This window comes from Haloarcula sp. H-GB5, from assembly GCF_054850705.1.
The window spans coordinates 284,388-298,710 of the sequence record NZ_JBTWBG010000003.1; the positions used below are offsets into that span (position 1 = coordinate 284,388).

Consider the following 14,323-nt stretch of genomic DNA (forward strand, 5'->3'; position numbering starts at 1 on the left):
GTTGGCTACTACCGGCGTCACTCGACGACGTAACCTAAGTCTGCGAGCTGGCTTTTTACATCGTCGTCGAACTCACGATGGTCACCGGAGTCAAGGGGTTGTCCGTGCTCGTCCATCCACACATCAAACGTCGTTTCGAACCGCTCGACTACGCCGGGGTAGTCATCGCTCACATCCTCACTCTCGTCGGGCAATCGGTACAGCATCGACCCGTCAGTGCCGGTGACGAACTTCCACTCGTCAGTACGAAGCATCGTGACCATCCCGGCCAGTACGTGTTCGTGCTCGTAGTCGGGTTCGAACTCCCGGACGGCAGAGAGCGTCTTCTCTCTGGTCTCGTCGCCGCGCTGGGCGACCACCGTCTCTCGGGGCCCCTCAGTGAGTTCCGCTCCGTGCATCCCGTCGGTGTCGACGTCGAGTTCTGAGAGGATCATCTGCATTACGTCCGCGTGCTGTGCGTTCGCCATTGCCGCGTCAACGACAGCTTCCGACCCCCGGACTGCCAGCGGGACCTGAACGAGTGCGTCGTGAAGGACAAGTTTGTGAGAATAAAGGCCGAGTTCTCCCAGCAAATCGCCGTGGTCGGCGGTAATCACGACTATCGTGTCGTCACCGAGGCCGAGGTTGTCGACGTACGAGAGTAGTCCGGCGACGAGAGCGTCGACCTGTGCCACCTGTGCGTCGTACATATTATCGAGAGCCGTCGCCGCCTCGGGGTCATCGATAGGTCCCTCGGCGATTCGCTCGTAGACATCCCTGGAGTTCGAGAGAGCCAGTTCGGCCGCCTCGTCGGCCGACATCGGTAGGTCGTCGGCGAACGTCTCCCGGTACTTCGGAGAGGGGAAGTACGGGTGGTGCAAGCCGTAGTAGTGGGCGGCAAGGAAGAATGGGTCGTCGCCCTCGGCACCATCCTGCAGGCGGTCTTTCACGATCTCGTTGAGCAGGTAGTCCGGATTGTGTCGCTGTCGTTCGAGCGTGAATCCCCCGGAGAAAGTTCGAAGGTTCCGCACGAACGAGAGCGACCCGCGAACACCGGCCTCTCTGGCGAGCTCGGTACCGTTGACGAAGTCGAACCGGTCGAACCCGCGGTGTGTCCCCGTGCTCTCCGAAAAAAAGGGGTTCGCGGAGACGCCGATGGTCTCGAACCCGGCCTCGGAAAGTCGCTCGGCGACAGTCGGAATCGAGTCGGGGAGCACCTCGTTGCGGCTCCCCAACCCGTGCATCGAGGGGTACGTGCCGGTCATCATCGATGCGACGGAGGGCTGGGACCAGAGGGCGTGAGAGAAGCAAGACCCAGCGTACCCGTCGTCCCGTCGTCCGATTCGCTCAAGTGTCGGGGTCGTCTCTCTGTCGTAGCCACCGATGGAGGTCCGGTCCCCCCGAACGCTGTCGAAAGTCAGCCAGACGAAGTTAGTGGCACCCATCATATCCACTCACCGCTGTTTCCATCATTAGTATGGGTTTGCTACCCGAGGTCGCTCCGCCAATACCAGTCATCCGAGCAGAGACGCCACCTTCGAGATCTGTTTCCGGACGACTGTCACTGGCTTGTAGGTCCACTTCCCGCCGAGGGAGGGTAGCAGGTGCGGGTACAGTGGGCGATACAGCGGATTTGCCGCGAACCCGCGCCAGAAGTACTTGCGCGCTTCCTCGTACTCGTCGGCACGGACGGCGGTCCGCGCGAGGTTCAGTCGCAGTGATGCGAGGAACGCCCGCCGGTAGTACCAGCCGTACTCCGCTGCCAGCGGTTCGTGTTTTTCCACGAACATCGGATAAGTGACATCGCGCTGGGTCTGGAAGTCTCTGGTGATGCGGTCGGCGTGGCCGACGCGCCGATAGGTAAGTATCTCCGGAATCGGCTTAAACTCGCAGTACTGGGCGATGCGAAAGAGCCACTCGCGGTCTTGCCAGGACGGGAACCGTTCGTCGGGCAAGCCGGCCTCGTCGATGACAGACGACCGGACCATGATAGAGGAGAACTGGCCGAACTCCTTGCCCTCGAGCAGGTCGGTTACCACGTCCCCCTCAACAGACGGGATCATCTTCGTCGTGCCGTCTGCGCCCTCTGTCTGCTTGCCGTTGTAGACGAGGCCGACGTTCTCGCCGCCGGTCAGGAACGCATTGACACCCCGTGCGATTTTCTCCTCGTGCCACCAGTCGTCGTCGTCTAGGAAGGCGATGAACTCACCAGTGGCCGACCGAATCCCGTTATTCCGGGCGACGTTCGCCCCCCGATTCTCGTTGTGACGGATGAACGTCACGGACTCGAGGTTCTCGAAGGGAATCCCCTCCTCGTCTATTGTCTCGGTGATGGGAATGGACGAACCGTCGTCGACGACGAACAACTCGATGTTGTCGTAGGTCTGTTCGGCGACGCTCCGAAGAGCATCTTCGAGGTACTCGTCTCGACCGTAGGTCGGCACCACCACACTCACTAGCGGCCAGGTGTCTCGGTTGGGGGGTTCGGTCAAGGCAGTCATCCTTCCGTCGTCTGTCGCGGTGGCAACCAATTAAGTAATAGACGGCTACTTGGTCCGCAGTTGACGGCGATCGCTCACCGGTAGCGGGTTGATTCCGACGGCGTTTCTGGACGGGACGTTCGGCTCCATGGGCGCAGCCCGTTGATGCTGTGAGCCTATCTCGATACGACCGGTCGAGCCGATACCGCTCGTGTGCTGCTGATAGAGCGTATCGACGACGCCACGAGACGACGGGCAGTCGAAGACGAGTCCCTGAACTCTGTCGGTTATCATGGTGCCGATGTCGAACTCGAAGTACGACTGTGGATCGGTCGATTCCCGCCAGACGTACGACTCGTCAGAGCCGTTCAGGTTGACATTTCGAATCCGTATCGGGCCGTTTCGACCCCCGCGTAACCGCCAGTGTTTCCCGTTTCGGAGGTTCACTGCCCGCCGGAGCATGTTTCGGGCCTCGACGTTCTCTAGTACGTACGTGGTCCCGTTCCCCGGCCCCGAAATCTGTTTGAGGAAGCCACGTCCGTGGCGCTCCTGTTCTATCGCGCCCTGATTCATCGCCGACTCGAGTTCCGGTGTGTGGGCCTGATAGAAGACGTTCGAGAGGTGGACCTCCTGCATCCCTTTCTCCTTGATAAGGGTATCACCGATACCCGTGGCAAAGCAATTCTGGATGAGTGCGGATCCGAAGCCGTCGGACCTGCTGAAGTCGATGACGTTCCCCGAAATCAGTTCGAACCGCGAGTTCGTTACAGTCAACCGTCGGCCGGCTGGGACCGTCGGTCCGAGAGCGTGGCCGAGGGCGCTCCCGTCGGCCTGGTTGACACGTCCGATGCCGATGTTGCGGAACGTACTCTGGTCGACGGTGAGTCTAAAGTCGCTCGAACCGCTCGCCGTCAGCCCGAGCGCCTGGATATTCCGGAGACGGAAGTTCTGAAGCGTGAAGTTCGCGGTCGTATCGCCTTCGATGTCGATACCCCACTGGCGCGTCCCACTGTCGAAGGCCATGTTCTGGTAGTTGCCATCGTAGGTGAGATCGCGCCAGACGACGTCTCCGTGGTCGGTTCCGCCCACGTAACTAATCTCGTTACCACCACCCTGTTCCAGCGTGTCTTTCTGGAAGACGAGGAAGGTCAGGTCCGGGCCTTCGCCGACGAACCCGAGTCCAGCCGCGCCCAGTTCGGCCCCGGCCTTTCCGGGGTTCAGGAACTCGGGTTCGTCTCTCTTCCCGACGTACCACTTGCCCGGCGGGAGGTACACCGTGCTGGTGTCCGCCGCGGTGGATGCACGGTGGATGGCTGCGACGTTCTCCTCCGCGGCCTCCGGCGTGTCTACACCAACGGTTCCGCCGTGGTCGGCGATACTCTCGGTACCGTCGGGTGGGCCGCGGAACTGCGGCGGGTTCGACGGTTCCACGCTAGTCGGTCGCTCTTCAGTTGGTGGTTCCTGTCGGAAGGGTTGATTCTGGGAGAGATACCACCCGGTGAGCACCGTGCCCCCGGCCGTCCCTGTGAGGCCGAGAAGTTCTCGACGGCTGAGCTTACGTTGCTGTTCGTCGTCAGTCACGAATTGATCCTGAAGAGATATTCACAGTTCGTCCCACACCGTGGAACCGCCAGCAGGTATCGAACACATTTAGTCACCTCTGAATTTATTCATGGGTGGCTTTGTTAGTCAGTGCTTACCGACTGACGTGAGGTGGATGCTGCCATCGGTTGTCCGAGTAGCCGTCTGTACGTTTCGACGACCGTCGAAGTGACGGCGTCCGGAGAGAACCGTTCCTCGATGAAGCTTCGAGTCTCGTATCCCTCCCCGTCGAGGGCGTCGGCGATACCGTTTGCAAGTGCGCTGCCGTTGCCGGGTGGGACGAGGACGCCCCGTCCGTCGCCCAGGAGTTCGGGAATGCCGCCGACGTTACTCCCGACGGCGGTGGTGTCACAGGCCATCCCCTCAAGTAAGGCGATGGGGTAGTCCGAGGGGCCGTCAGTGGTAGTAAACGGCATCGCGATAACGTCGGCGTTCGCGAGCAGGTTCGGCATGTCGTCGATGATGCCGAGCATCTCGGTGTCGTCGGCCAAACCCTCTTGCTCGAGCATGGACCAGACTTCCTCCCGGCGCTCGTTCTGGCCGGGGATGTGGCGTTCGGTGGTGACGATAGCCTGAAAGTCCCGTCCCTCCGCGCGCAGTTCTCCGAGCGCGCGCACTAGGTGTCGAATTCCCTTCGTCGGGTGGAGATTACCGACGAACAGCACTGTCGGCTTGTCGTCTGCCAGTTCCACGCTGGTCGGCTTCGCCAGATCCGGACGGTACGTCTCCGTGTCGATGATGGGCGGGACGAACGTCGTCGGTTCGACGCCGTGACGCTGGAGCGACGACTCAACATTCCGGGTCATCGCGAAGACGTGGCCGACGCTGTTGAGCGTCAATCGCGCCGGCAGCGGCGAGGAGAGTTTCTTGTCGATACGGTTCAGCTTCTCTTCGGGGATGGGACAGTAGAGCGTGTGTACGACTGGGATGTCCAGTATCCCACCGACGGCCGCTGCGACAGATGCCAGCACGGAGAACCCCGAGTGGCTGTGGATGACGTCGATCTCATGACTCCGGCAGTACGAGAGGAGTTCGCGTGCGGAGTCATAGAATGTCTGGACGCCGTCAAGCAGTCCCGGGTGCTGTGCCGTCGCGTCGAAGATGCGATGGCGTGCCCAGTCAGGCAGTTCCACGTCGTCCGGTCGTTCACTATCCCAGTTCCGGGGTGCGATAGTCACGATGTGGATGTTGTGGCCCTCGTCGGCGAGACTCTCGGATAACTGAATCGCGGTGTTGACCGAGCCGCCGATGTAGACACTCCCGCTTGACGGGGCAAGCTGATTCCCGAACATACAGATATCCACCGATTGCATCCTTCTCTCCACAGGATGGCTCTCACGTATAAAGATATACAGCAGCTACCGGACTGTGACGATTTGGTGCCCGAATATCTACCCCCGACGCAGACTGGCAATCGGTTCATACTTTGCCCACCCCACGGCTAGGCAGTAGCTTCTGAGGTGGGTGAGGGACGATTGTCGTCGCGGTCGTTGTCTCGATATGGTCGAGACAGCCAAAGCGAGACAGGTGAGTCGAGTAGCATTCTCGCTGCTGTTTCCTGAGCTTGGCTTCGATGTTGCCGCCAACGGTACGTATCCGAGCGAAGACTCGCTGGAAGTCCCTACTCGGATTGCCTTCGGCAACGAGTTCGCAAACGCTGGCGCGAAGCGTACCAACTTGCTTGCGGTGACGACGTAGACGTCAGGGCCGGGTCACGGAATCCACTCGCTCGAGCACTGGTGTACCACTTTCGTGGGCTCGACACGGAGGCGATCGAGCTGATCGTCGACTGCATCCGCGACGCCATGTTCAACGAAGCAGCCCGCAACCGCCGGTTCACACGACCCCTCAACGTTTTGATCGACATTCACGACCATTTCTGTTAGGTGACCACTCGTGACATCACTAATCCACTTGCAGAAGCCTACCGTCGCTGCTGGGGCATCGAAACGTCTTACCGGAAAGTGACGTATTTACTCGCTAAAACGCCGTCATAGACGTTCTCTGTGCGGTTGTTCTACTTTCTGTTTGCTGTGGTGCTCTACAACCTGTGAATGTTGCCGAACCTGCTGCTCCGGCAGTTTTTCGACCCTATTCGGAGCGGATAGCATCCCACGTGGCAGCTGACCCGGGCTGTCTCCCGAGTCAGTACACCACTGGCTACTGGCAAACTGCCAGAACACTCCTTGTGGTTCTTGACCTGCAGACACCATCTTCACTTTTTTGAAGGAGGTTAATTCTGGGAGGTACCGATAGCTAACTCGCACTCAACAGTTCTCGCAGCTGAATCAGCAACTACTGATCGAGCCACGGAATAGGTATCTGCCACATAATTTTTGTAACCCACGCTGACTCTCCACGCGTTCGATGTACTCAGTGCTAGCCGGGACGACAAACCATCCAGACTCTATCAATCCGTATCAGGGGCTGTTCAACTACCGCAGTCTTCGCGCGCTCGCACAGTCAGGACCGTCGGTTGACGCTGTCGCACCGCGGCCGTTCGCCCCGCCCGTCGGGCCGTACTCCTCTTACTCGTCTATCTCCTCGGTCGAGGACTGGGGGTCGTACTCGGTTCATCACCCTCGAATCTGGTATCTCATCCCCAAACGGGCCTTCTACAGCGTGGCCGGCGTGTCCTACGCCAACCGTATCCCGGAGTACGTCTCGAAGACGTTCGACCGTCCGGACGTAATTCACGCCTGCCACCTCTACCCCGATGGCTACGGTTTGCTTCCCTACGCCCGTGCCAACGACGTGCCGCTGTTCGTGGTCTGTCATGGGAGCAGACTCAACTCCATGGGTGACCATCCGCCGGGAGTCGAACCGAGGGTTCGAGAGACGTTAGACGCGGCAACGGGCGTCCTCTGTGTGAGTGACGCCCTCGCCGAGAAAGCCAGCCGTTACACCGACGCGTCGAAAGTCGAGACGGTCCCAATCGGTGCCGACCCCGCGAACTTCCCGGTTGACCAGCGCGAGCGGTTGCGCGAGGAACTTGACATCGCCCTCGATGCGACTGTCGTGCTGTTCGTCGGCCAGTTCTACGAGCGAAAGGGCATCGGTGAGATAACTGATCTCCTCCCTGACCTGAACCTCAACGACACCGTGTTCGTCTTTGTCGGACAGGGCGGGTCCATGGAAGAGGAACTGCGCGTAGCACTCACTGAGAGCGACTTCTCCGCCCGGCACATCTACACCGGCATCACCACGCTGGCCCTCCGGCGGTGGTTCGCGCTTGCCGACCTCTACTTCCTGCCGAGTCACTCCGAAGGACGGCCAACCGCGATATACGAGGCCATGGCGAGTAAGACAGCCGTGCTCGGTACCGAAGTCGGTGGCGTCCCCGAACAGGTCGTCGACGGCGAGACTGGGCGACTGATTCCACCGAAAGACGTCGGGGCCATCGAGTCTGCCCTCCAGGAGTTGACCGCCGACCGCGAAGTGCTCTGGGAGATGGGCAAAGCCGGGTGTCGGCGACTGCGCGAGAAGAACTGGACGTGGGCCGACCACGCCGAGCGTATCAAGGAAGTCCACCGCGCGGCCATCGAGTAACTCTTCGACTCGAGCCGATAATGATAGTCGCAGGGGTTCTCTCAGCTCAGCGACGAGAACATCGAGCGGAGATTTTCTTCTATCGCCCACTCGAAGCGCGTCGCGAACAGGGCCACGAGCGCCATGTAAACAATAGCGCCCGTGGTCACGAGCGTCGCAAACTCCAGCACGCCGGCTTCAAGCGGGAGCTGCTGGTCGAGCCAGACGACCGCAACGAACATCCCACCGCTACAGACGAGCGGATAGAACAGTTGCTTCACGAACCGCTTGTAAGATCCCTGGATAGTCTTGACGATAATATAGGTGTCTATCGGCAATATCGGGAAGATGTATATTCCCGTGATAAGCAACCCCGTGCCCTCGATTCCGAATCTGTTCGTCACCGGGATTATCAACAGGGCTATGAGCCCCACTCTGAGTAACGCCAGTTTCGTCAGATAGTCGGGGCGGCCGACGGCCTTCCACACCGGCCCCATCGTCTTCCCGACTGCGCGCATGAGACCGTACGCGGTCAGAATCTGCATGGCGGTCACCATCGGCAGCCACTGTTCGCCCATGAAAGTCTCGACGAACGTCGGAGCGATGGCGGCGATTCCGAACGCTGCCGGGAAGGTCAGAAAAGCCGTCATCTGCAGTGTCCGGTAGTAGGCCTCCCGCATAGCGGCGATGTCATCCTGTAACGTCGAGAACGCAGGGAAAGTGACACTCGAGATGACCTGCGATATTTCGGTCGCGGGCGCGTTCGACATCCGATAGGCCGTCTGGTAAAACCCCAGCGCTGTCGAGGTGAGTAACCACCCGACGACGACGTCGTCACCTTCTGTGTACAGGAAATAGAGGATGGTGTTGCTCGTTATCCATTTCCCGTAGTCGATGAGTTCTTTCGCCCGGTCGAGTTCGAATGACGGCCACGGCCGGTAGTCGTGTGCGTAGTACGAGAAGACGAACTTTGCGAAACGGGAGGCGACGAGTCCTGCGATGAGCGCCCAGACGGTCGGAGAGACGAGTGCCCACCCGAGGGAGACGACGAACCGCGACACCGACCCGCTCATCCGATAGGCAAACTCCTTGTGGAAGTTGAGGTTCTTCTTGAAGTAGACGATAGCCGGGTTCCGCAGGGCCGAAAACAGCGGTGTTATCGCCACGACCCGAACGACGTCGGTCGCCCGGGGTTCGCTGAAGACGGAGCCGATGAGTGGCGCAACGGCAAGTAGCACCACCGCGATGACGGCACCCCGGACCAACTGGAGTACCCACATCGTGTTCATGTACTCGTCGACATTCTTCTCTTTGTTCTGGATGACCGCCGCGTTGAGTCCCAACTTTGAGAACTTCCGGAGACCGCTGAGGACGAGCAGGGCGATGCCCATCAGCCCGAAATCGGCCGGATCAAGCAGATTCGCGAGGATGATGACGAGGAGTATCTGCAGGCCCCGAGAGAGTACGTTCATAGCACCCATCCACGCCCCACTTTTGACTGTCTGTTCGAGTGTATCGCCCTTCGGTAACATCCGGACGAGGAACTTACGCAGTCGATCTTTCATCTATTACCCCTCCCACAGTAATTCACTGGAGACTGGTTGTCACATATCACCGGTTCTGTATCGATATATCCGAATCGTATCATACGATTCTTGCCTTGTTTCTGTTCGGGCCACCTACCCTATCAGTAGCCGTGTCCTATACCACAGGCACAGCGTTTCTAATTAGTTGACTTCACACCGCGGAGCCTGTCATAGAAATCCATCCAAGGGAGGCCGCAGGGATTGAAAACTGTGTCCAGTAGCACCAAGATCCTGCAAAACGCAGCTTCGGTTAACGAGTTCTTGAATACAGCGGCTACCGAAACAGTTCCGCTGTTTGAGCATCTTGAGTTTGATTTCCTGCTGGAGTACGATGTGTTCGTCTCCGCTCCGCCGACATGGCCGCGTACCCGATTCCGGTGCCCGGAGAGGACTGAAACGCTCCGCCGGTAATACCTCCAGCCGCCGGCCCGCCGCAACAAACGCGAGTCGCACGGTCATGGTCCCGATAGAGAGCTGAAACAGACTGGTGGTCACGCCGAACGACAGCAGGACTAACCCAAGCCACATCAGCGGAACCAGACAGACACTGGTCCCGACCGAGAGAACGAACCGCTCATCGGGTGATATTCGCCCTCCTCGGTCCTCGAACAGCCCCGCCTCAGATGCACGGCGTGGGAAAAGAAGAGAAACTAGAGCATACCCCGGCGCGACAAGCACCGCTCCCAGCCCCAGAACAGCCTGCATGGACGGCTGTCCGGCGTATCCTTGAGCAGCGTCGAGGTGTCAGAGGCCGAGGAGTGCGACCAGCAACAGATCGGCCAGGAGTGCATCCGCTTCGATGCCTGCGTCTGCGTCAGTTGCCATTGTCGGCTGGAGAGGGCGGAGTAATAAAATAAAACAGTTACTACTAGCATGGGCAACCGGTAGTACCACTCTCGAAAGCCTGGTCCGAGAGCCCGCTTACTCCGTCGCCGTGACCGCCTCACCGACAGCGAGTTTCGGAATGGCATCGAGGATCTGGACTGCGGCGTTTCCGTCCCCGAACGGCGTCGTCCAGTCGCCGGCTTTACCACGCATTTGCGCTGCCGCCGCGACGATGCCGCTTGGCTCCCGACCGGCGACGCAGTTCGCACCGACAAACGCCGTCTCGGGCCGTTCAGTCCCATACCGGAGCGTTACACACGGCGTCCCGAGGATGCTCGTCTCCTCCTGAACCCCGCCGGAATCGGTGAACACTACGTCCGCCGTACTCTCCAGACGGAGGAAATCGAAGAATCCCAGCGGCTCGACGAGCCGGACCCGGTCCGGGACCGCGATACCGAATTCTTCGAGGCGGTCCTCCGCCCGGGGGTGTATCGGGTAGATGACCTCCCGGTCTGCTTGAGCGCTCGCCCGAGAGACGCCGCTGAGAATTCGCTCGAACGCGTCACGGTCGTCGACCGTCTCTGCGCGGTGGGCGGTTAGGAGGTCGAACTGCCCCTCGGTAACGCCGAGTTCGCCCAGAATCCGGCTTTCGCTCGCGGCTCTGTCGTCGTAGGTCTGGACCGCATCCACGACCGTGTTCCCGGTAACCGTGATGCGGTCCTCCGGAATACCCTCGTTCCGGAGTAGCGCCGCTGTCTCCTCGGTCGGTGGGAAGAGGTGGTCGGAGATGTGGTCGATGATGACCCGGTTGGTTTCCTCGGGCATGTCGTCGTCGAAGCTCCGAAGCCCGGCCTCAACGTGGGCCACATCCATGTCCATCTTGCTTCCAGCAAGTGCACCCGCGAGCGTCGAGTTCGTATCCCCCTGAACGAACACGACCGCCGGTTCGACGTCGTGGAGTTCCGCCTCGATACCGGCGAGCATAGCTCCGGTCTGGGCCCCGTGGTCATCGGAGCCGACCTCAAGATTTGTATCCGGCGGCGACAGCCCGAGCTGTCGGAAGAAGACCGCATCCAGCGAGTCTGAGTAATGCTGCCCGGTGTGGATTACGTGCGTGTCGATGCCGCGCCGGTGACACTCCTGGATTACAGGTGCCAGCTTGATTATTTCTGGACGCGTTCCGAGAACGAAGCCGACGGTGCTTGCAGTCATTGTAGTCCCCGGTTTCGCAAATCGAGCAGCCGATACCGGTCGCATCCAGTCGATTCCATACCGGTTCCGTGAGCGACCAACAGAATTGTTATAAACTTCCTACGGCGTCGGCTTCGCGCTCCATTGTATTGCCTGTCGGAGACGTGCTTGGCTCAGATTGTCCGGACATCGAATCCGTAGTCGGCCCACCGTTTCGCGTCGATAACGTCGACCGGGTCGACCACGGTCTGTCCAGACATCTTCGAACCGATAGCCTCCGGATCAAGGTCGGCGAATTCATCGTGTGCCGCTCCGAATATCACCGCATGAGCGCCGTCGACTGCCGCTTCGAGCGAAGCGAGTTGCAGCCTCGAATCCGTTGCTCGTGGGTCATGGATAGTAACCGAACTCTCGCCCCACCCGCCGTCCATGGCCGTGCGCTCCTCTGTCGTGACGTCTCCAAGCAGGTTAGCGATTTTCAGACCGGGGCTGTTCCGGGTGTCGCTGACGTTCCCCTTGTACGTGATTCCGAGGACGGCCACGGTCTTGCCGTGTAGTGTGCCGATGGCGTCCTCAAGCATCCTGACGACGTGTTCCGGCATGCGGTCGTTGACCTGGCTTGCCACGTCGAGTAGTTCTGTCGCACCTGTACCGTCGCTCAGGAAGTGCGGATCGACGGGGAGACAGTGTCCGCCGACGCCGGGTCCCGGGTCCAGAATATCGACCCGTGGATGGTTGTTCGCGAGATCGATAGCTGACCGTACATCGACGCCGTAGTTCTCGGCCAGTAGTGCAAGCGTGTTCGCGTACGCGATGCTGACGTTCCGCTTCGCGTTCTGTGCGAGTTTCACGAATTCGGCGGTCGTCGGGTCAGCGGCGACGTGGATCTCCCCGCTGGTGAGCGGCTCGTAGAGGGTCTCGATGGCACTGACAGACGCCTCGTCGACGCCGCCAACGATTCGGTCGTTCGTCCGGAGTTCGCTGAGCGTATTCCCAGGCATCACCGTTTCCGGTGTGTATCCTAACTCCACGTCGTCTCCGACATCGAGCCCTCCTCGAGAGAGAATCGGAGCAAGGACGCCGGTAGTCGTTCCCGGCGGGACTGTCGATTCAAGAACCACGGTGTCGCCTGGCCTAAGCACGCCCGCCACATTCCGCCCGGCGTCTTTCACGTAAGATAGGTCCGCTTCGCCGTTCATCTCGTCGTACGGCGTCGGCACACAGATTAGGTGTACATCGGCCGGTTGCGGCTGGCGACTCAGTGCCAAGTTCCCCTCAAGTGCGTCCTGCACGTACGTTTCGAAGTCCGGTTCACTGACTGTCGGTTCGCCCTCGCTGAGACGCTCAAGCACGTCTTTATCGACATCGAAACCGATGACCTCGGTGCCGTTGTTCGCGAAATGTGCCGCCGTCGCGAGCCCGATGTATCCGAGCCCGTGGACGCAGACAGTCACGTTTCCGAGGCCTCCTGTGGTTCCCCGAGTGATTCACCGCGCTGCCCTCGTTCCAGACAGTCGGGTTTGGGTTCGTGTCCCATTGGCCTACGAATGATATACGGTACTCTTTGTTATGCAGAAGTTGTGTGCAGTCAGCGACCACAGAGGTCCGGTAAACCCTGCCTGACGGACAGTGAGGAAAGGGTAATAGCTGGCCTGCCCTCGCGTCACCGACTACCGGTACAGTTCTAGAGAGTGGAGAATGATTCCAGTGAAGGAGGCGAGGATACCAGTGATGGTGAAGGTAGTGCTCGCCAGCGCGTGCCCAAGCGGGAAGGTCCCACTCTGGAGATAGTTGAACATGGTAAGGTACGTGAACACGAACCCGACGAGAACGAAGCAGACGCCGGGGACGCCGAGCAACATAATCGGGTGTTCCCGCTCAACTGTTCGGATAATGTTCCCGACGAGCGTGAGTCCGTGTTCGACCGGACCGAGGTTGTTGGACGCCTCCACGTCGTAATCTATCGTCGTCGGCACCTCCGCGATCTGATAACCGTTCGAGTGGGCGTGATACAGGATGTTCGTGCTCGCGCCCATCCGATCGCCGATTGAGCTGTCCGAAGCCAGCGAGCTTATAGCCGCCTGGCTGTACGCCCGGAAGCCGCTCTGTGTATCACGTATCCGATTGGTCGGCGTGAAGATTCCGAGGCTGAGGTTGGTCATGAAATTGACCGTAAACAGCCCGAATCGCCTGTACAGCGGCATCTCGGTCTCGGCGGATTCATCGAACCGGTTCCCGATGACGATCTCCGCGTCCGATTCCCGCTGTCGTTCGATCAATTCCGGGATGTCGCTCGGGTCGTGTTGGCCGTCGGCATCAAGGACAACCAGATAGTCGGTGTCGCTCCGGTCGGCCTGCTCGAAGATGCTCTTGAGCGCCCCGCCGTACCCAACGTTGTGCTCGTGTTCGTACACCGTCGCACCGGCCGTCTGCGCGGCCTCAACGGTTTCGTCAGTGCTCCCGTCATCAACTACCAGGACGGTATCGGCGAACTCTCTGGCCGACTCAACCACGCTTCCGATCGTTCCCGCTTCGTTGTACGCCGGGATTCCGACCATGACGGTCGGCTCCGGGTCAGTGACCGGTTCGACGCGGGCGTCGATAGTGAACTTCTCGGTACTGTTCAGCGCCTCGCGGCTCGCCGGGAGATTGACCGACCCTTTACCCCCGCCGTGGTACACGAGACCCGGATATCCCGCCTGCTTAGCGTACCGCCGCAGTCGCTCGCGGGGAGCATCGCTTTTGGGCTGGCTACCAGACGGGTCGACTACCTCTGCATCGAGCCAGCGGGCGAAAGCGAGCGCCTGCGGGTCAGCATCGACGGCCGCCGTAACGATTGCCTGGTGTGCACGCGAGTGTATGCGGAGGATTTCGGCCGCTATCCACTCGGCGTTTGAATCGGTCGCGACCAGTCCCACTGCGGGCAAGTTCTTCGAAACCTCGCGGATACCGTCGTTCGTGGGCGATTGCTGGACTCTGTCAGACATTTCAGCCCCACTCCCGAACCGCTCTCGATGGCGGGCGCTCGGTGTGGTCGTCCACGAGCTCCGGTACGCGTGTTGGCATCATTGTGTCGGGTAGTGGACTCCGTTGTGCTCCGCTGTGTACGAGTTGACATATTGTTATTCCCAG

Annotated in this window: 10 protein-coding genes and 2 pseudogenes; 3 read left to right on the plus strand and 9 right to left on the minus strand. The window is 60.1% G+C overall.

The genetic code is table 11. The annotated features are described in order from the left end of the window. Nucleotides 1–17: 17 nt before the first annotated feature. From ACYJ11_RS16770 to ACYJ11_RS16785, 4 genes are all read right to left on the minus strand, one after another. Nucleotides 18–1,427, minus strand: a complete 1,410-nt coding sequence (locus ACYJ11_RS16770) for a sulfatase (protein ID WP_461648642.1) — start codon at nucleotides 1,425–1,427, stop codon at nucleotides 18–20. A gap of 66 nt (nucleotides 1,428–1,493) precedes the next feature. Further along, on the minus strand, nucleotides 1,494–2,435 hold the full coding sequence (locus ACYJ11_RS16775) for a glycosyltransferase family 2 protein (RefSeq protein WP_229775303.1): 942 nt from the start codon (nucleotides 2,433–2,435) through the stop codon (nucleotides 1,494–1,496). A gap of 90 nt (nucleotides 2,436–2,525) precedes the next feature. Then, on the minus strand, nucleotides 2,526–4,040 hold the full coding sequence (locus tag ACYJ11_RS16780) for a hypothetical protein (protein WP_461648643.1): 1,515 nt from the start codon (nucleotides 4,038–4,040) through the stop codon (nucleotides 2,526–2,528). Between the two features lie 104 nt (nucleotides 4,041–4,144). Beyond that, nucleotides 4,145–5,374, minus strand: a complete 1,230-nt coding sequence (locus ACYJ11_RS16785; RefSeq protein WP_461648644.1) for a glycosyltransferase family 4 protein — start codon at nucleotides 5,372–5,374, stop codon at nucleotides 4,145–4,147. Nucleotides 5,375–5,561: 187 nt separating this feature from the next. Between ACYJ11_RS16785 and ACYJ11_RS16790 the strand changes: the two genes are divergently transcribed. Together ACYJ11_RS16790 and ACYJ11_RS16795 are read left to right on the plus strand one after the other, a co-directional pair. Then, on the plus strand, nucleotides 5,562–5,759 hold the full coding sequence (locus ACYJ11_RS16790; RefSeq protein WP_461648645.1) for a hypothetical protein: 198 nt from the start codon (nucleotides 5,562–5,564) through the stop codon (nucleotides 5,757–5,759). A gap of 669 nt (nucleotides 5,760–6,428) precedes the next feature. Then, the gene (locus tag ACYJ11_RS16795) at nucleotides 6,429–7,610 is read left to right on the plus strand and encodes a glycosyltransferase (RefSeq protein ID WP_461648646.1); all 1,182 of its coding nucleotides are present in this window, start codon (nucleotides 6,429–6,431) and stop codon (nucleotides 7,608–7,610) included. 41 nt (nucleotides 7,611–7,651) lie between these two features. Here ACYJ11_RS16795 and ACYJ11_RS16800 read toward each other — a convergent pair whose 3' ends face one another. Further along, nucleotides 7,652–9,154: a lipopolysaccharide biosynthesis protein gene (locus tag ACYJ11_RS16800; RefSeq protein WP_461648647.1), complete on the minus strand. Its 1,503-nt coding sequence runs from the start codon at nucleotides 9,152–9,154 to the stop codon at nucleotides 7,652–7,654. Between the two features lie 231 nt (nucleotides 9,155–9,385). Here ACYJ11_RS16800 and ACYJ11_RS16805 point away from each other — a divergent pair. After that, nucleotides 9,386–9,559 (plus strand): annotated as a pseudogene (locus ACYJ11_RS16805) (IS5/IS1182 family transposase); the annotation flags it as partial. Nucleotides 9,560–9,616: 57 nt separating this feature from the next. Here ACYJ11_RS16805 and ACYJ11_RS16810 read toward each other — a convergent pair. The 4 genes and pseudogenes from ACYJ11_RS16810 to ACYJ11_RS16825 all read right to left on the minus strand — a co-directional run. Further along, nucleotides 9,617–9,880, minus strand: a pseudogene (locus ACYJ11_RS16810) (DUF1616 domain-containing protein); the annotation flags it as partial. Nucleotides 9,881–10,096: 216 nt separating this feature from the next. Then, nucleotides 10,097–11,212 carry a non-hydrolyzing UDP-N-acetylglucosamine 2-epimerase gene (wecB, locus tag ACYJ11_RS16815; protein WP_461648648.1) on the minus strand — a complete coding sequence of 372 codons (1,116 nt, stop codon included), beginning with the start codon at nucleotides 11,210–11,212 and terminating at the stop codon, nucleotides 10,097–10,099. 152 nt (nucleotides 11,213–11,364) lie between these two features. Then, nucleotides 11,365–12,645, minus strand: coding sequence for a nucleotide sugar dehydrogenase (locus ACYJ11_RS16820; RefSeq protein WP_461648649.1), 1,281 nt, complete (start codon nucleotides 12,643–12,645; stop codon nucleotides 11,365–11,367). A 216-nt stretch (nucleotides 12,646–12,861) separates the two neighbouring features. Beyond that, a complete protein-coding gene (locus ACYJ11_RS16825; protein WP_461648650.1) occupies nucleotides 12,862–14,178 on the minus strand; it encodes a glycosyltransferase family 2 protein in 1,317 nt (438 codons plus the stop codon). Nucleotides 14,179–14,323: the final 145 nt, after the last annotated feature.